General features: G+C 71.5%; 15 protein-coding genes. 5 read left to right on the top strand and 10 right to left on the bottom strand.

The window, feature by feature from the left end; all coding sequences use genetic code 11:
- Window positions 1–61 precede the first annotated feature (61 nt).
- From ABT095_RS18325 to ABT095_RS18300, 6 genes are all read right to left on the bottom strand, one after another.
- On the bottom strand, window positions 62–910 hold the full coding sequence (locus ABT095_RS18325; protein WP_350530460.1) for a DUF4097 family beta strand repeat-containing protein: 849 nt from the start codon (window positions 908–910) through the stop codon (window positions 62–64).
- 66 nt (window positions 911–976) lie between these two features.
- Complete coding sequence (locus ABT095_RS18320; protein ID WP_350530459.1) at window positions 977–1,492, bottom strand: toxin-antitoxin system HicB family antitoxin; 516 nt, start codon at window positions 1,490–1,492, stop codon at window positions 977–979.
- A 148-nt stretch (window positions 1,493–1,640) separates the two neighbouring features.
- Complete coding sequence (locus tag ABT095_RS18315) at window positions 1,641–2,840, bottom strand: ROK family transcriptional regulator (protein WP_350530458.1); 1,200 nt, start codon at window positions 2,838–2,840, stop codon at window positions 1,641–1,643.
- A gap of 68 nt (window positions 2,841–2,908) precedes the next feature.
- Window positions 2,909–3,400, bottom strand: coding sequence for a hypothetical protein (locus ABT095_RS18310; RefSeq protein WP_350530457.1), 492 nt, complete (start codon window positions 3,398–3,400; stop codon window positions 2,909–2,911).
- Window positions 3,401–3,405: 5 nt separating this feature from the next.
- The gene (locus ABT095_RS18305; protein WP_350530456.1) at window positions 3,406–3,840 is read right to left on the bottom strand and encodes a thioredoxin family protein; all 435 of its coding nucleotides are present in this window, start codon (window positions 3,838–3,840) and stop codon (window positions 3,406–3,408) included.
- 373 nt (window positions 3,841–4,213) lie between these two features.
- On the bottom strand, window positions 4,214–4,690 hold the full coding sequence (locus ABT095_RS18300; protein WP_350530455.1) for a hypothetical protein: 477 nt from the start codon (window positions 4,688–4,690) through the stop codon (window positions 4,214–4,216).
- Between the two features lie 621 nt (window positions 4,691–5,311).
- Between ABT095_RS18300 and ABT095_RS18295 the strand changes: the two genes are divergently transcribed.
- The 3 genes from ABT095_RS18295 (at window position 5,312) to ABT095_RS18285 (ending at window position 8,213) form a co-directional block, all read left to right on the top strand.
- Entirely contained in the window at window positions 5,312–6,553 is a 1,242-nt protein-coding gene (locus tag ABT095_RS18295; RefSeq protein ID WP_350530547.1) for an IS701 family transposase, read from the top strand.
- 217 nt (window positions 6,554–6,770) lie between these two features.
- The gene (locus tag ABT095_RS18290; RefSeq protein WP_350530454.1) at window positions 6,771–7,283 is read left to right on the top strand and encodes a SigE family RNA polymerase sigma factor; all 513 of its coding nucleotides are present in this window, start codon (window positions 6,771–6,773) and stop codon (window positions 7,281–7,283) included.
- Window positions 7,284–7,325: 42 nt separating this feature from the next.
- On the top strand, window positions 7,326–8,213 hold the full coding sequence (locus ABT095_RS18285) for a hypothetical protein (protein ID WP_350530453.1): 888 nt from the start codon (window positions 7,326–7,328) through the stop codon (window positions 8,211–8,213).
- 166 nt (window positions 8,214–8,379) lie between these two features.
- Here ABT095_RS18285 and ABT095_RS18280 read toward each other — a convergent pair whose 3' ends face one another.
- On the bottom strand, window positions 8,380–9,519 hold the full coding sequence (locus tag ABT095_RS18280) for a TIGR03364 family FAD-dependent oxidoreductase (RefSeq protein ID WP_350530452.1): 1,140 nt from the start codon (window positions 9,517–9,519) through the stop codon (window positions 8,380–8,382).
- A 152-nt stretch (window positions 9,520–9,671) separates the two neighbouring features.
- On the opposite strand from ABT095_RS18280, the gene ABT095_RS18275 reads away from it, so the two are divergent.
- Together ABT095_RS18275 and ABT095_RS18270 are read left to right on the top strand one after the other, a co-directional pair.
- On the top strand, window positions 9,672–10,433 hold the full coding sequence (locus ABT095_RS18275; protein ID WP_350530451.1) for a GntR family transcriptional regulator: 762 nt from the start codon (window positions 9,672–9,674) through the stop codon (window positions 10,431–10,433).
- Between the two features lie 3 nt (window positions 10,434–10,436).
- Window positions 10,437–11,126 (top strand): phosphonatase-like hydrolase, encoded by a 690-nt coding sequence (locus tag ABT095_RS18270; protein WP_350530450.1) that lies wholly within the window; start codon window positions 10,437–10,439, stop codon window positions 11,124–11,126.
- A 4-nt stretch (window positions 11,127–11,130) separates the two neighbouring features.
- Here ABT095_RS18270 and ABT095_RS18265 read toward each other — a convergent pair whose 3' ends face one another.
- The 3 genes from ABT095_RS18265 to ABT095_RS18255 form a co-directional block, all read right to left on the bottom strand.
- The gene (locus ABT095_RS18265) at window positions 11,131–13,497 is read right to left on the bottom strand and encodes a ricin-type beta-trefoil lectin domain protein (protein WP_350530449.1); all 2,367 of its coding nucleotides are present in this window, start codon (window positions 13,495–13,497) and stop codon (window positions 11,131–11,133) included.
- Between the two features lie 167 nt (window positions 13,498–13,664).
- Window positions 13,665–15,269: a beta-1,3-glucanase family protein gene (locus ABT095_RS18260; RefSeq protein ID WP_502884921.1), complete on the bottom strand. Its 1,605-nt coding sequence runs from the start codon at window positions 15,267–15,269 to the stop codon at window positions 13,665–13,667.
- Window positions 15,266–16,534: a ricin-type beta-trefoil lectin domain protein gene (locus ABT095_RS18255; protein ID WP_350530447.1), complete on the bottom strand. Its 1,269-nt coding sequence runs from the start codon at window positions 16,532–16,534 to the stop codon at window positions 15,266–15,268. Before ABT095_RS18255 ends, ABT095_RS18260 begins: the two co-directional genes overlap by 4 nt.
- Between the last annotated feature and the right edge of the window lie 61 nt (window positions 16,535–16,595).

Below are 16,595 nucleotides of genomic sequence, written 5' to 3'. Positions count from 1 at the left end.
CTCCTACTCAAGAGAGATGACTGCGGTGCTCAGCGACTGGTGTGCCCAGCGACTGATGTGCTCAGCGGGCCCGGCGGATCTCGATGTTGCCCCAGCGGGTGTGGGCGCGGACCTCGACGGTGTCGGTGCCGCCCTCCGGCTCCGGGCCGTCGGTGGCGGTGAGCGCGTTGTGCACATGGCCGCGCTCCGAACTGACGTCGAGCCAGGCGGCGGAGCCCGGGCGGATACCGACCTCGATCGAACCGTTCTGGCTCTCCAACTCGACGCTGCCGCGCGCGATCTCGGCGATGCGCAGCGCCCCGTGGGCGGTCTTGGCCTGGACGGACCCCTCGGCCCGTTCGACGGAGACGCCGCCCGAAGCGGCGCTGACCCGCAGCTCGCCGGTCACGGTGCCCACGCTCGTACTGCCGTGGGAGTTCTTCAGCACGGCGCTGCCCTCGACCGTGCCGACCCGCAGGTTGCCGGAGCTGGAGCTGATCTCGGCCGCCCCCTGGACGTGGTCCACGCTCACACTGCCGTGGGAGGAGGTCAGCTGCAGCGGGCCGGTCGCCTCCAGGTGCACGTCGCCGGTGGAGATCTCGGCCCGGACTTCGCCGAGCCGCCCCTCGCTGCGCAGTTCGGTCCAGGACCCGTCCACCTCGACCCGCGAGCCGGTGGGCAGCTCGATCACCACGTCCACCGTGCCGCCGCGGCCCAGCGGGTAGCGGATCTTCGGCGCCGCGACGGTCAGGACACCGCCCGCGTAGCCGACCTGAGTCCGCTCGGCGGCCTTCAGGTCGGCGTCCTTCTTGGGACTGCGGGGCAGGACGGTGACCTCGGTGTCGGTGCGGTCCGAGGCGATGAGCCGGACCGAGCCGGCGTCCACCCGGACAGTGGCCGAAACGGGGTCGGGAGTGTCGAAAGAAGGCATGGCTGTTCCGTCCTCCTGGCTTGGTTGTGCAAGGTGGTGGGGTGGGTCAGTGGGTGGGGCGGGTGCTCAGCGCACCCAGCCCGTGAAGCTCCGGCCGCTGGTCAGGGCCCGCTCCCCCGCCCGGGTCGGCGCACCGGCACCCGGCTCGACGGCGGCCGACAGGGCCCGGACCAGCCACGCGTTGACCGACAGGCCCTCGCGGCTTGCGGCCTCCTCGACCCTGGCCTTGAGCGGGGCCGGCAGGCGCAGGTTGATCCGGGCGGTGGCGTCGGCGTCCTCGACGGGAGCGGGTGCCGGGGCGGGTGCCGCGAGAGCCGGCTGCTCGAAGGTGCTCGCGCTCGGCGGCATCGTGACGACGAAATCCGGGTCGAGCCCGCGCAGCCGTACGTCGACGGAGCCCGGCGCAAGCTCGCGGGTGACCTCACCCATGGCATCGGAGAGCACGTTGAGCAGCGTCAGCCGGGCGGCCGACTCGAGCGGGGCGGTGAGCCGCTCCGCCAGCTCCCGTGCATCGTCCCCGCCGGCATCGGCGGCCACCGCGAGCTCGCGGCGGAGGGTGTCCACATACGGCGTGAGGTCCATGACGCCATCATGGCACCACAGTGGCGCCACCCGCAAGCCATCACGGCACCATCGTCGGCCGACACCGCTCAAAACATCCCCTGACCTGTGAAAACCTCAGTGGCACCACCACTGACACCACCCTGGCGCCACTGGTGCCACCAGGCACCTAAGCCGTGCGCCGCTCGAAGACCTCCGGGCGGGCCGTCTCCAGCGCCGTGGCCAACGCCCCCAGCAGCACCACGTCCTCACCCAGCTCGCTCGCCGCCAGCCGCGGCCGCAACGGCGACAGCCGGTGGAGTGCCTTCTCCACCAGCTCCAGCAGCAGATCCGCGCTCGCCCCGAGCCCCCCGCCCAGCACCACCAGATCCGGGTCGAGCACCGAGCAGACCACGGCCAGCGCGTACCCCAGCCGCTCGGCCTCCTCCGCCACCACCTGTCGGGCGGTCTCCTCACCGCCTCTGGCCGCGTCGAACACGTCCTTCGCCGTCAGCGGCGCCTTCATCCCCGCCGCGACCGCGGCCCGCACCACCGCGTCCCCCGAGACCAGCTCCTCCAGCGTGCCGGCACCGCCACCGAACGGGACCGGCAGCAGCCCGACCTCACCGGCGGCGCCGTGCGCACCCACCAGTACGTCCCCGTCCTGCACCACGCCCACCCCGAACCCGGTGCCCACCAGCGCGTACACGAAGTGGCTGCTGCCCGCCCCGGCCCCGAACGAGTACTCCCCCACCGCCGCCAGGTTGGCGTCGTTGGCGACCGTCACCACCGCCCCGAGCCCCTCCGCGATGCGGTCGATGAGCCCGCGCCGCCCCCACCCGGGCAGGTTTCCGGCGAACCGCACACTGCGCCGCCGCTCGTCCCACACCCCGGGGCTGCCGACCACCGCATGCACGATCCGATCCGGCGTCAGCCCCGCCTCCCCCACCGCTTCCAGCGCGGCAGCCACCACCGCATCCGCCACGGCGTTCGCCGAGCGCCCCCGGTTCGGCACGTCCCGCCGGGCCACCACCTGGCCGGACAGATCCGCCACCGCGACCCGCAGCCAGGCCCGGCCGATGTCCACCCCCAGCACGTACCCGGCCGCCGGATCCGGCTCGTACAGCACGGCGGTCCGCCCGCGCTCCGGCACGAACCGCCCAGCCTCGCGGACCAGCCCCGCCTCCTCCAACGCGGCCAGCGCCGCCGACACCGTCGGCTTCGACAGCCCCGTGTCCCGCGCCAACTGCGCCCGCGACAGCGGCCCGTGCGACCGCAGCCGCGCCAGCAACAACCACTCGTTGTTGCTCCGCAACCGCTGCCGGCTCCACGGCCGCTCCGCCCCACCCGCCGCCCGACCCCCGGCATCCTTCGCGCGCGCTTCGTCCACCCGGCGATGCTATGGCACCGCTCCCGCCGCCCGCCCGTCCCGAACGGGCGGCCCGGGCGGCCCGGGTCTCAGTCCAGGTCCAGCCGGAGCACCTCGTTCGACACCGGAAGGAGGCACCGGCTCGCGCTGCAGGCGCCGTAGCTGACGACCACTTCACCTTGGTGGGAGCCGGTCCGGCGGACCGGCACGGTGAAGGTCACCGGCCCGTCCGGGTAGACGGGCAGTTCGGTGGTGAGCCCGGCGGGCCGCAGGAGCAGGGTGGCGCGGTCCGCCGTCGGCCTGCCCGTGGCGGCAAGGCCTCCCCGGACGGCGAGTACGGTCGGGATCCCCAGCCCGTCGATGCCCTGCGCGGGGAGGTCGACGCTGTACAGGTGGAAGCCGGGCTCCTCCGGAGCGAAGGTCACCCGGAGCCTCCCGCCCTCACCCGGCAGCAGGGTGGCCGTGACGGCAACCCCGCTCGCGCTGGCGTGCGCCGTCGGCTCGGCCGGCCGGCTCTGGCCGCAGCCGGCGAGCAGCAGCACTCCGGCAGCGGCCCCGGCCGCGAGGCCGCGCCGCGTCATGGCTGTCACTGTTGCCCGGCAGGGGCCCACTTGGCGAGGAAGGCACTGACCTGGCCCGGGGTCATGGAGCGGGCGCTGGAGAAGCTGCCGTCGTCGGTCGCCGTCCGCACCTTCCCGTCGGCTCCGAGGACCACCAGCGCCGGGATCCCGCTGGTCCGCAGGTCGACGTACCGCGCGGCCAGGTCGACGTTGTGGTCGAACCGGCCCACGTCGACGGGGACCACCACGTAGTTCTTCGCCAGCACCGGCGCCACCTGCGGCGCACGGTACATCAGGTCCAGCGCCCGGCAGTCCGGGCACCAGTTCGCACCGAAGTCGAGGAGCACCTCCCGGTTCCCCTTCGCCGCCTCGGCGAGGGCGACCTTGATGTCCGTCTCCGCGTTCCGCGCGGCGTCGTACCCACCGTCGGCCGACCCCGACGCCGCGGTGGACGTGGGCACTGCGGATTCAGCCGCGGCGGACGTGGGCGCGGCCGCCGCACCACTACCGGCGCGGTCCGGGCCTCCGGCACCGGACGCACACCCCGAGGCGAGCACCCCCACCGCTACCGCCGCCGCCACTCCGAGCCGTATTCGACGCACTGCTGCCCTCTCAAGATCCGAATCAGTCGGTGCATGTTAGCGGCGGCGGCCTGTCCCCACAGACTCCTTTTCCCTGGAGAGCTCCATGATCTTGGAAACCCGTGCCTGGCCTGCTCCCAGCCAGGGAGCGTGACGAATCGTCACGAAACAGTTGGCTGCCGACTGGGCTGACGCCCCACAGGGCGAATGGATCCCGTGTCCGAGGGCCGAGTTGATGGGGACGGCATGTCGACTATCCAGAGACTCGTCGGAGCAGTTCGTCGCAGAGCACTCCCTGACTGCCGGAGAGCACGCAGAGCTCCGTGCCATGGTCCGTCTGAACGATCCCCAGACCGCTCCCCTGGCCGGGGTAGGAAGAAGGCGGTGATCCAGCCGGGGAAAGCTCTACACCTTCGCGGCTCGGTTTGAGCATCCAGGTGCCCATGGTGCTCGTGCTCCCTGCTCTCTTGTCCGCCGAATTGAAGACATCGTTGGGCAAGGCGGTCGCTGTGAACTGGCCGTCGGAATCGAGTCGTATCCGCGTGGGACCGTCTTGCCCCTGCCAGGTTCCGACCACGTCGGCACGCGAGGAGACCGTCTGGAACTGCACATCGCTGTCCGTGATCTCGGTGACCGCCCATGCCGCGGCGCCGGCGAGGACAGCGGAAGCGGTCAACACGGTCGCCACACGCCTGCGCGCCCATCGTGGTTTTCGGCTCGTCTCACCCATGTCGACCTCCTGTCCTCTGCACCGGAGACCACATACTGTCATCTCAGTGCCGGACGGCATGTCCCGCGCGGTGGCCACCTGGCGCAGCGACCCCCCGACGGCCCCACTCTCCTCGGGCTCAGATGATCACAAACCGGACGTCATCCGACTATGCCGAAGCCCTGACCCGAAAATTGCCCAGCAGGACGAACGCAGAAGAGCTTGGCAGACCGGCGGGCGCCCCACATCCTAACGATCAGGCACCGGCCAACCGAACCCGAATCGATCACCTGAAATCAGGTCCGCGCATTCGGGCTCAGATATCGCGACTAACTCATTTCAAAGCCGGTCCGACGACGTTGCCATCCGTGCAATTTGAGGCCCAAGTCAATAACCCCAAATAGGGGCCATCGCTGAGAAACAGTTCGCCCGGGTGCCTCCGCAGGCACCCGGGCGGTTTGCGTGACCAGGCCGGTCCCTAGTACTCCAGCCGTAGATCGTGATCTTGCTGGATGAGACCCGTCAGCGGACGCGGCCGACCACCGTTGATCATCGTGAGTTGTGTCGACAAACGGAGATCAGCCGGTGGCCGTGGGCCACGGCGTAGACCCTGCCCGGTGGCAGACGCTATTCGAGGGCCTGATGGCCAAGGTGGCGGGCAGGTTCGCCCGGGCGGAACCACGCCACCGAGCCCGGGCGTTCGTCCTGGGCCTGCTCGCGGACCTGCCGAGGAAGAACTGCTGGACGATCGCCGAGCACGGCGGGGACGCGAGTCCGGCGGGTATGCAGCACCTGCTCAGCCGCGCTTCCTGGGATGCCGGCCAAGTCCGGGACCACATCAGGGACTTCGTCGTTGGACACCTGCGGGAGGAGGGTGCCGTCCTGGTCGTGGACGAGACCGGCGACCTGAAGAAGGGCACCGCGACCGTCGGGGTCCAGCGCCAGTACACCGGCACCGCGGGTCGGATCGAGAACTCCCAGGTCGCTGTCTACCTCGTCTACTCCACCGACTCCGGGCACGCCGCCATTGACCGCCGCCTCTACCTCCCCCGCGCCTGGACCCAAGACGTCGAGCGGTGCCGGGCGGCCGGCATCCCCGAGGACCTGACGTTCGCCACCAAGCCCGCACTTGCCACCCAGATGATCGCCCAGGCCCTGGACGCCGGCGTCCCGGCCGGATGGGTGGCCGGTGACGAGGTCTACGGCGGCGACCCACACCTGAGCGCCGAGTTGGAAAGGCGTCGGATCGGTTATGTCCTGGCCGTCTCCCGTAAGCGCCCCGTCCCCACCCGCGCCGGCGTCTTCCGTGCCAGCAGTCTTGCCCACGGCCTGCCGAAACACGCATGGCAGCGGCTCTCCGCCGGGCCCGGCGCCAAGGGGCACCGGTTCTACGACTGGGCCCAGGTCGAGATCCACACGCCAGAGCGCCCTGGCCATCGGTGGCTGCTGATCCGGCGCAACCGGCGATCCGGTGAACTCGCCTTCTACCGCTGCTACTCGGCCCACCCAGTCCCACTGACCACACTGGTCAAGGTGGCCGGGCGCCGCTGGACGGTGGAGGAGACCTTCCAAGCCGCCAAAGGCCTGGCGGGACTGGACGAGCACCAAGTCCGCCGGTGGACCTCCTGGCATCGATGGACCACCCTGGCCATGCTCGCGCACGCCTTCCTCGCCATCACCGCCGCCATCGAACGGACCCCCAGCGCCCCGTCATCCGAACTCATCCCGCTGAGCTGCAGCGAGATCCGACGCCTGTTCACCACCCTGCTGCCCAGACCCGCCCGCGACCTCGCCCACCACCTGCGATGGTCGGCCTGGCGCCGCCACCACCAAGCGCGCTCCCGCACCAGCCACTACCAGCGGCAGGCTACCCACCAACCATGAAGATCACGATCGACAGCCGGAGTACTGAGCGGCGCCAAGCAGGCCGAGCCGGCTCCGGCGAGACAGCGCCAACCGGCCGACCAGGAAAGCCTTCCGGCCGACCGGCCCGGGTCCCGGCCGCTCCGGACGTCTCGAAGTCGCAAAGTCGCCCGCAACGCACCAGCGGCTCGAAGCGTGTAACACCGCGTCCGATCGTCCGACGTCCAGGGGAGACGCCATGCCCGAGGGACTCGCTTTCGACGAGTTCGCCTCCAGCCGCGCCCAACGCTTGTTCCAGACCGCCTACCTGATGTGCGGGGACTACCACCAGGCACAAGACCTGGTGCAGACCGCACTGTCCCGGCTCTACCCGGTCTGGGGGCGGCTGACCAGGCGCGAAGATGTGGTCAGCCTGGACGCCTACGCCCGAAAAGTGCTGCTGAACTGCTACATCTCACACCGGCGGTTGCGCCGCTCCGGCGAGGTGGCCGTCGCCGACCTGCCCGACCGGCCCGGGCCCGGCGAGGACCGGGGCGCGGCGCTGCGCATCACGCTGCTGGACGCGCTGAGCCGGCTGCCGCCCCGCAACCGGGCCGCGGTGGTCCTGCGCTACCTGGAGGACTACAGCCTCGAAGAGGTCGCGGATGCCATGGACACCACGGTGAGCGCGGTCAAGAGCCTCAGCTTCCGTTCGCTGACCGCGCTCCGGCAGATCCTCGGGCCCGAGCGGGCCGCATTGCTGCAGGACTGACCGGTCCTGTTCGGTTCGTTCCGTTACGAAAGGCTTTCCCAGATGGACCTGGACGAGGAACTCGCCCGCGCCTTCCGCGCCGGCGTCGCGGACCTGACCGCCCCGGTGGCCGAGATCGCCACTCAGAGCGGCCGGCTGGGCCGGCGCAGGCAGCGCCTGCGCCGACTGCGGGCCGGCAGCGCGGTGCTCGCCGTCGCCGCACTGGGCCTCGGGGCGCTCCTCACCGTCGGCCCGCACGGCGGCCAGCAACAGGCGGTCGTGAGCTCCACACCCGTCACGACGGCAACCACTCCTTCCGCGCACGCGTCCACCGAGCCGGCCGACACACCGCTGACCCCGGAGGCCATGGTCAAGCTGCTGACTGACCAGCTGCCGCCGGGCGGACGGTTCGTCAAGTACCAGGACACGTCCTCGACCACCGGCCCCTTCCCCGAGGTGGGGACGTTCCTGTCCTACGACGACGGACACGGCGTCTCGGAGATCCAGCTCGTCTTCCGCAAGAAGTCCGAGCCCTTCCCGTCCGCCGGACGCACCCCCGGCATCCAGGACGGGATGCCCGGCTGTGACCTCCAGCCCCGGCGCCCCAGCGGCCCCCCGCCCGGACCGATCAGCTGCCACGCGGGGTACCTCGCGGACGGCAGCTGGGCGGTGGTCACCGCCACCGACGCCGTCGTGCCGGGGCTGTACGGCTACCGGGTGACCCTCTGGCAGCCCACCGGGTACCTGCTGGTCCTCAGCGAGTACAGCGGAACGATCAACGCGTACGGCCACAAGGAGGCGACCACCCGGCAGGAACCGCCCGTCCCGCTGGACCGGTGGCAGGCCATCGCCGACAGCCCCGAGTGGCAGCCGAAGGTCCCCCGGTCAGTGGCCGACGCGGGGGCCCGCCTGGTCGCCCCGGTTCCGCACGCCCCCTTCCCCGAGGGCTGAAGCCGAGTGGTCCCGTCGGCGCGGGGTGCCGACGGGACCACTCGCTATCCGGGCGAACCTGCCCGCCACCTTGGCCATCAGGGCCGCGAATGATCAACGGTGGCCGCCTGCGTCCGCTGACGGGTCCCCTCCAGCAAGATCACGATCTATAGCTGGAGTACTAGGCTCAGTCGGCAGCCGTAGCCGACAGGGTGCCCGCGAAGGTGCGGGCGGCGAGGCCGAAGGAGAGGGTCATGCCGACGCCTGAGGTGACAGAGATGGCGCGGACGCCGGGGGCGAGGTCGCGGACCAGGAGGGGGCCGCGGCGGCTGTTGGCGTAGACGCCCTGCCAGCGTTCGAGTACCTCGAGGTGGGGGACGCCGAGCACGTCGGCGATGGCGTCGAGGAGCAGTTGGGAGACCCGCTCGTCGAGGAAGGGCGGGGTGGTGGCGTCGTAGTGGTGGGAGTCGCCGACCAGGACGGTGCCGTCCGGGAGGCGGGTGAACATGACGTTGGCGCCGATCTCGAGGAGTTCGGGGCTGTGGCCGAGGACTTCCTCGCGCAGCCGGGCGGCGGAGGGCTGGGCGGTGAAGGCGTCGTAGCGCAGCATCGAGGTGGCCGTCAGCACGGCGGAGTCGGCGCGGAAGGCGGCGGGGGCCTTCACCCGGGCCATGTTCAGGCGGCAGCGCTGGATCTCGTGGGCCTCGGCCACCTCCGGGAAGAGGTAGTCGAGGTCGTGCCCGACGCAGACCAGGATCTGCGAACCGTGCACCGGGCCACGGGTCGTGTGCACGGTGCCGGGCTCCACTCCGGTGACGGCGGTGCCCCACAGCACACGGGCCCCCGGCTGCGACGCGAGCCAGGCCGCCAGGGCGGGCGCCGCCTCGCGCGGGTTGACCCGCAGGTCGGCGGGGAGGAAGGCACCGCCGGTCACGCCTCCCACCGAGTCGCGGCCCAATGCCTCGGCCGTCTGCGCGGCGCTGCGCAGCCGCACCACGTCGCTGCCGCGCGCGGCATGCAGCTCCTCCAGCACCGCCGACTCGGCCTCGGACCGGGCCACCACCAGCGCCCCGGCCTCCCGCGCCCAGAACCCGGCAGCCGCGGCGGCCCGCAGCCAGCCGCCCCGGGAGAGCTCGGCGATGTCGAGCAGCTCACCCTGCTGGGCGCCGATGCAGCAGTGGCCGAAGTTGCGGACGGACGCGCCCACCGGCTGCCGGTCGCGCTCGACCACGGTGACGGACAGCCCGTTGGCGAGGGCTTCGAACGCGTGCGCAAGGCCGACGATGCCGGCTCCTACGATGACCAGGTCTGAAGGTGCGGTGCTCATGGCCATCAGGGTTGCCTCGGACCGCACCCCCTGTCAAGGCCTGTATAGACAAGTCAGCGCCTGTTCTCCGACAGATCACCTGCCGATCACCAGCGGAATCAGCCATCGGACGCGCCTTGAGAATTCCGCCGTCGTGGTGTCATAGTCGACCTGTGAAGACAAGTACGGACGGGCCGCTGCACCAGCGGCTCAGCGCCGAGTTCCTCCGCCGGATCAACAGCGGCGAGTGGCCCGAGGGCCGGCCGGTGCCCAGCGAAGCCCAGCTGTGCGCCGAGTTCGGCGTCTCCCGGGGGCCGGTTCGCCAGGCCCTGGCCACGCTGCGCCGCGAGGGCAGCCTGGTCGGCGGCCAGGGCAAACCGCCGGTGGCCCGCCGGACCGCACCCTCGCAGCCCTTCGCCACCTTCCTGTCCTTCACCCAGTGGGCCGAGTCGATCGGCCGGGTGCCGGGCCAGCGGACGGTCGAGGTCGCCCGCCGCCGGGCCTCCCCGGAGGCGGCCGCCCGACTCGGGCTGGCCGAAGGCGAGTTCGTGGTCGAGCTGGTCCGGCTGCGGCTGCTCGACGGGGTGCCCGCGATGGTGGAGCGCTCCAGCTTCATCGCCGAGGTCGGCCGCCACCTGTACGACTTCGACCCGGACTCCGGCTCGGTCTACGCGGAGCTGCTGCGCCGCGGGGTCGGCCTGCACCACGCCCGCCACACCATCGACGCCGTCGCCGCCGACGCCACGGACGCCCAGCTGTTGGAGGTCGAGGTGCGCGAACCGCTTCTGCGGGTCCGCCGCCTCACCTCCTCCGGCCAGGGCGAGCCGCTGGAGTACGGCGACGACCGCTACCTGCCGGCCATGGCCACCTTCACCATCGACAACACCATCGAAGGCCGCACCGTCGTCGGCCGCTACCGCACCGAAGAGGACTGAACCGTGATCGAGCTCGCCGTTCTGGACATGGCCGGCACCACCATCGACGAGGCGGGCGCGGTCTACCAGGCACTGCGCGCCGCCGTGGAGCGCAACGGCGTCGCCGTGGCCGACGACGACCTGCAGACCTGGATGGGCACCGACAAGCGCGAGGCCATCGACGCACTGGTCCGCCTCGGCGGCGGCACCCCCACCCCGGCCCTGGTCGAGGAGAGCTACCAGGCCTTCGCCGGGTTCCTGCGCGAGGCGTACCGCGCCACTCCCCCGCAGCCGCTGCCCGGCGTCGAGCAGGCGCTGGCCGAGCTGCGCGCCCGGGGCATCAAGGTCGCCCTGACCACCGGTTTCAGCGAGGACGTCGCCGGGCCGCTGCTGGCGGCCATCGGCTGGTCCACCGGCGAGGGCGGCAACCTCGACGCGGTGGTCACCTCCGACGAGGTCGGCCGCGGCCGCCCGGCGCCGTACATGATCCACCGCGCGATGGAGAAGACCGGCGTCCTCGACGTCCGCGCCGTGCTGGCCGCCGGGGACACCGCCGTCGACCTCCAGGCCGGCTCCAACGCGGGGGCCGGCGTGGTGGTCGGTGTCCTCACGGGCAAGGTGGACGAGAAGTACCTCGCCACCCACCCGCACACCTACATCCTCCCCAGCGCGGCCCAGATCCCCGCCCTCGCGGAGACCCGGGCCGCCAACTGATCCCTTACGGCAGCGTCCAGCGCTGGTTGGCGCCGCCGTTGCAGTCCCAGATCTCCAGCTGGGTGCCGTTGGTGGTGGTGAAGCCCGGGTCGTCCAGGCAGCGGCCGGACTGGGTGCTCTTCAGGGTGCCGTCCGGCTGCGGGGTCCACTGCTGGTTGGCGCCGCCGTTGCAGGCCCAGGTCTCGACCAGGGTGCCGTTGACGGTGCCCTGGCCGGTGACGTCCAGGCACTTGCCACCGTGGGTCAGGGTGCCGTTGGACCAGGTCCAGGTCTGCGCGGCGGTGCCGGTGCAGTCCCAGAGCGCCACCGCGGTCGGCGCCGAGGCGTCCATGCACTTGCCGGCCAGACCGGAGCTGACCGGGCCGGTGTGGTTGGTCGAAGTACCGGCGGTCAGGGCGAAGTTGTCGAACTGCTCGGTGCGGTAGCCCGTCACCCCGAGGCCGGCCTGGCCGTTGGTGAAGACGGCGTCGATCGCGCTGCCGAGCGTGCGCCCGTCCAGGCTGGCCGTGAGCGTGGTGCCCTCCAGCTTGAACGCGACACTGTGCCAACTGCCCGTCCCCGGTGCGGTGGTGGTGCCGCTCGCCAGGGTGGTGAAGTTCCAGCTGGTGTCGCTCCGGTCGATCGACCAGGCACCGGTGTCACTGACCCGCAGGTGGTAGGCGTTCAGCCCGTTGTTGTTGCGGCCCTGCTGGTTGACCCGGCCGAGCAGCTCGACCGTGCCCGACTGCTCGAACAGCGTGTCGGCAGTGACGGTGTAGTTGGCCCAGCCGCCGTCGCCCATGAAGGTGTACGGGGCGTTGTACGGCTCGTCGGTCCACCGGATCGGGGTGGTCGCCGCCATCTGGCGCAGGCAGGTGCCGGACCGGCCGCCGCCGCAACTCACCGTCTGGAAGGCGCCGTTCATGTCGGTGAAGTACTTCGGCGAGGTGGTGGTGGCCGGCGTCTCGAAGGAGTCGGCGTAGGGCAGGGCGAGCGGGGCGGCGGCCGGCGGGGTGGCGGTGCCCTTGCCCTGGCCGGTCGTGGTGGTCACGGTGTAGACCCGGCCCGGTTGGAGGGTCAGCGAGTACTTCCCGCCCGCCGGGGTGACGTCCTGCGAGTGGACGAACCAGTTGCCCGGGTCGGCCGAGGTCAGGTCGGTGGACCAGACGTGCACGGTACCGGTGGAGAGTCCGCCGCTGACGGTGAAGTTGGCGGTCTGCGCGGCCGTCGCGTCCACGGTCTCGAGCACGGTGCTGTAGTTCCCGCCGGACTTCAGCGTGACGTAGCTGCCGTTGGAGCGGTTGCCGCCCAGGTAGCCGCCGCCCGAGTCGAGGTACTGCCAGCCGGGCTGGGCGAACTGGGCGGTGTGCGCGGTGACCCAGGTCGTCTTGCCGATGGTGTAGTTGCCGGACCAGGGCTGGCTCGCGATCGACATCCCGTCGGTGCCGAAGAAGAGGTTCGGGTAGAGCGCGGCGATGACGGGCCAGTTGATGTACGAGGTCATCCTGCCGTCGAGGTAGTCGCGGTTGATCGCGCGAGCCACCGAGGTGGCACCGTCGTTGGCGTCCTCCGAGCCGTTCTCGCTCGCCCACAGCGGCTTGCCCAGGCCCTGGGCAGTCGCCGTGCTGGGGCAGGAGTTGAACGAGCCGAGGTAGCCGCACGGGTAGTGCACGCCGACGATGTCGACGGCCTGCTTGAACGCCGGGTCGGTGGCCATCGCATCCGCCACACTCCAGCCGTCGTCGGCGGCGACCACCTTGGTGGCGGCGTAACCGTGCGAGGTGAGAGCCGACTTGAGGTTCTCGTACCAGGTCTTGTCGAAGCCGCGCTCGTTCCAGCCGCCGAGGTAGCTGATGTCCAGGTGGTGCTGGGTGGCGCAACCCATCCAGTCCATCAGGTAGTTGACCGTACCTTGGGACCAGAAGCTGCCGAGCCAGCCCGGGGCACCCCAGGAGAGGCCGTAGAACTTGATGGCGGGGTTGCGGGCCTGGGCCTGCTCGGCCAGCCACCACTCGTACCCGTTGTTGCAGTCGATCGCCCCGGCGGTGTGCTCGATGCTGGATTCGGCACCGTCGGTGGAGTTGGTGTCGCCGCCGATCTCCAGCTTCAGCACCTGCAGCGAGGCGCCGTAGCCGGGCTTGAACAGGTAGTCGAGCAGCTGGCTGCGCTGCGGCTCCGGATAGTCGACCAGCAGACGGGAGTTGCCGCCGCCGCCGGAGATGGCGCCGACACCGTCGAAGGTCAGGCCGGGGCTGCTGCCGTTGACGGTGATGGCGGTGCTGGTGGCGGCCGGCGCGGCCTGCGATGCCACCGGGGCACCGGTCAGGCCGGCCAGCGTCAGGGCGGCGGTCACGACGGCCCGGCACGCCGTGGACATGCTTCTACGACCCATGGGGGGACTCCAGGGGTTTGGGTGGGTGAGCAATTCCGCCCAGAATGAAGCCCAGTTGACCAATAGTCAACAAGTCCGAACAGAATCGCTCGCCCCGCCACCCGCCTGGCCCCACCCGGCCTCAGCCTTACTGCGCGTCCTCCGACCCCGCCGGGCCACCGTTCGAGCTACTGGAAGGTGAACCAGTGCACGTTCACGAAGTCACTGGTGCTGCCCGAGAACACCAGGTAGACGTCGTGCACCCCGGTGGCCGTGCCGGTGACGTTGGCGGGCACCGTCCGCCAGGACTGCCAGCCGCCGGTGCTGCCCAGGTCGATCTCGGCGATCTTCGGGCCGGTGACGGAGTCCAGCCGCACCTCGACCGCCCCGCTGACCCCGGCGGCGGCGCCCGAGGCCAGTCGGGCGAGGAACTGCCCCGGCGTGGTGGCGCCGAAGTCGAGGCCGCCGTAGCCCAGCCAGTCCCCGGCGCTGATCCACCCGACGTCCTGGCCGCCGCCGGTGTCGGCGCAGGCCTCAGTCTGCGTCCCGCTCTGCGCGCTGAACGAGGCCGCCTGGACGGTGCTCCGGGCACTCACACCACCCGCGGCGGCGGCGCCGAAGGTGATCGTCCAGGAGGTCGGCGCCGCGTCCTGCAGGTGCCCGTCCACCGGCGCGGCCCCGCTCGGGCCCACATCGTCGTACGGGAACGCGTAACCCACGCTGGCGACTTGGTGCACCAGCCGGGCGTAGTGGTTGGTGATGCTCTCCCGGTAGTACTGCGCGGCCGGCACCCCGCCGGGCTGAGCTCCGCCGCCGCTCACCAGCAGGCTGCTGCGGTTGAGCGCGGCCGCCAGCCGGGCGGCGACGGCGCCGCGCGCGTCCCCGCCGGAGTTGTAGAGCGGCCCGCTCGCGCAGCCGAAGATGTCGGCCGCGCTCGGCTGGGTGAACGGCACCCCGTGGGTGTCCAGACCCGCGAAGGTCAGCACACCGCCCGAGACCCGGCCGGTGAAGCTGCCGTAGCCGCTCTGGGTGTCGACGGTCAGGTCCTGCCCCTGGTAGCGGGACCAGACCTGGGCCAGGTACGGGTTCCAGTACCCGCCGAAGTCCACCGGGGAGTGGGTCGGCGAGAGCACCCGCAGCACTGCCCCGCCGCTGTCGGTGCACACCAGCCTGTCCCAGGGCGCGCCGTCGCTCCGGTGCTGGGCGCGCAGCCCGGCCGCCAGGGTGTCGAGCGCCCCGGCGGGCAGCGGGCTGACCGACTGCGGGCCGGCGTTGCCGGTGGTCCGCATGGCGACGGGCTGCGCCACCATGTCCACGTAGCTGATGTTGGCGTAGAGGTTGGCGCTGTTGTACGTGAACTCGCAGAAGGTCCAGTCCGTGGCCCAGTTGGGGTCGCCCGGGGTGAGCGCGGGCTGCACCAGGCCGGGCGGGCTGCCCGGGTTGGCGAAGAACTGGAGCGGCTTGCCCACCGAGAACCAGACCCGGCCGCCGATCACCCAGTCGGTGAGCGTGACGGTGGCGCTGCCGCCCGCGCCCAGCCGGATCGAGTGGTCCGCGACGGGCGTGACGGTGGCCGGCGGGTTCGGCAGCCGGGTGAACACCCCGTCCGGGCCGACGAATCCGGGCCAGCCGGCGGAGTCGGCGCCGGTGAGGTAGGCGTAGACGGTGCCGCTGCCGGAGGCGTTCACCAGGGTGACCGGCAGGCTCCGGGCGGCGGCCCGGGCCGGTGCGCCGACGGTGCCGGCCGCGCCCGCCAGCGCGGCGCCGAGCACGAAGGAGCGGCGGGTGATCACGGGAGTTTCCACTGCTGGTTGGCCCCTCCCGTGCAGTCCCAGATCTCCGCCTGAGTCCCCGGCGTGGTGGACCAACCCGTGTCGTCCAGGCATTTGTTGGACTGCGGGTTGTACAACGAGCCGTTGCCCTGCGGGATCCACACCTGGGCTCCGGTGTTGTTGCAGGTGTAGAGGTCGACGGTGGTGCCGTTGGCGGTGCCGCCGCCGTTGACGTCCAGGCACTTGCCGAGCACGTGCAGGGTCGTCCCGGCCTGCACGAAGGTCCACTGCTGGGCGGGCGTGCCGTTGCAGGTGTACACCTGCACGGGGTTGAAGTCGGCGGTGCTCGCGCTGCGGTCGTCCAGGCAGAGCCCGCCGTAGCCGACCACCGGGCCACCACCGCCGGTGCCGCCGGAGCCCGTCGTGGTGTACGCGGCCACGTACCCGACGCTCATCGTGCCACCCGAACTCGTCGCCGCGGTCGGGGTGTTGCAGCCGCAGACGCCGTTCGGGAAGCCGCCGCCCATGGCGAGGTCGAAGATGATGGTGAGGTTGTGGTCGAAGGCCTGCTGCCAGGCCGCCGCGCCCACCTGGGATTCGCTCACCGAGAAGTACGCGGCGCCGTCCAGGAACCAAGTGATCGACTCGGCCGAGGTGTTGGTGCGGTCGAGGATCATCGAGTAGGTGTGGTAACCGCCCTGGCAGCCGGCACAGGCCCGCAACCCGCTGCCGATGCCGTTGCCCTCGTTGCACACCCCGCCGGGGTAGGTGCCGCAGTGGATCGTCCCGGCCACCTGGGAGCGCGCGTTGACGTCCTCCATGATGTCGATCTCACCGTTCTCGGGCCACTGGCCCGGGCCCAGCATCCAGAACGCGGGCCAGTACCCGGCGCCGCTCGCCGGGTTCGGCTGCTGGATCGAGGCGGTCACCTGGAGCTTGCCGCCGGCCGGGGCCCCGGCCGGGGCGCTCGGTGTGTGGATCCGGCCGGAGGTCCAACTCCCGCCGCTGCCAAGCGCGGTGATGGCGAGGTGACCGTTGCCGTCGAGATGCACGTTGGCGGTCGAGTTGGTCATGGTCTCGATCTCACCCGTCCCGAAGTTGGATCCGGGGCCGGTGTCGTAGACCCAGCGGGCGGCGGAGGGCGCACTGCCCGCCGGGCCGGCGAAGTCGTCACTGAACACCGTGGTCCAGCCGGACGGCGCGGGCGGCACCGAGACGGCCTCGGCCCGCCAGGGGGCGAACGCGAAAGCCACCAGGAGCACGAGGGGGAGGATTCGTCTGAACATCGGCAACTCCCTGGAATCGACTGACGGGGATTCAACTCCTGTACGAAACCAGCGTCAATGC

The organism is Kitasatospora sp. NPDC002227 (assembly GCF_040296285.1).
In the GTDB taxonomy this organism is placed as follows: Bacteria; Actinomycetota; Actinomycetes; order Streptomycetales; family Streptomycetaceae; genus Kitasatospora.
Note: the sequence above shows the minus strand (reverse complement) of the source record. Positions and strands in the feature narration are given on the sequence as shown.

Excerpts from the sequence above, each read along its gene's own strand:
- ABT095_RS18325 (WP_350530460.1), bottom strand. The coding sequence starts at position 910 with ATGCCTTCTTTCGACACTCCCGACCCCGTTTCGGCCACTGTCCGGGTG.
- ABT095_RS18310 (WP_350530457.1), bottom strand. The coding sequence starts at position 3,400 with ATGACGCGGCGCGGCCTCGCGGCCGGGGCCGCTGCCGGAGTGCTGCTG.
- ABT095_RS18300 (WP_350530455.1), bottom strand. The coding sequence starts at position 4,690 with ATGGGTGAGACGAGCCGAAAACCACGATGGGCGCGCAGGCGTGTGGCG.
- ABT095_RS18280 (WP_350530452.1), bottom strand. The coding sequence starts at position 9,519 with ATGAGCACCGCACCTTCAGACCTGGTCATCGTAGGAGCCGGCATCGTC.
- ABT095_RS18290 (WP_350530454.1), top strand. The coding sequence starts at position 6,771 with ATGCCCGAGGGACTCGCTTTCGACGAGTTCGCCTCCAGCCGCGCCCAA.
- ABT095_RS18295 (WP_350530547.1), top strand. The coding sequence starts at position 5,312 with ATGGCCAAGGTGGCGGGCAGGTTCGCCCGGGCGGAACCACGCCACCGA.
- ABT095_RS18285 (WP_350530453.1), top strand. The coding sequence starts at position 7,326 with ATGGACCTGGACGAGGAACTCGCCCGCGCCTTCCGCGCCGGCGTCGCG.
- ABT095_RS18265 (WP_350530449.1), bottom strand. The coding sequence starts at position 13,497 with ATGGGTCGTAGAAGCATGTCCACGGCGTGCCGGGCCGTCGTGACCGCC.
- ABT095_RS18255 (WP_350530447.1), bottom strand. The coding sequence starts at position 16,534 with ATGTTCAGACGAATCCTCCCCCTCGTGCTCCTGGTGGCTTTCGCGTTC.
- ABT095_RS18320 (WP_350530459.1), bottom strand. The coding sequence starts at position 1,492 with ATGGACCTCACGCCGTATGTGGACACCCTCCGCCGCGAGCTCGCGGTG.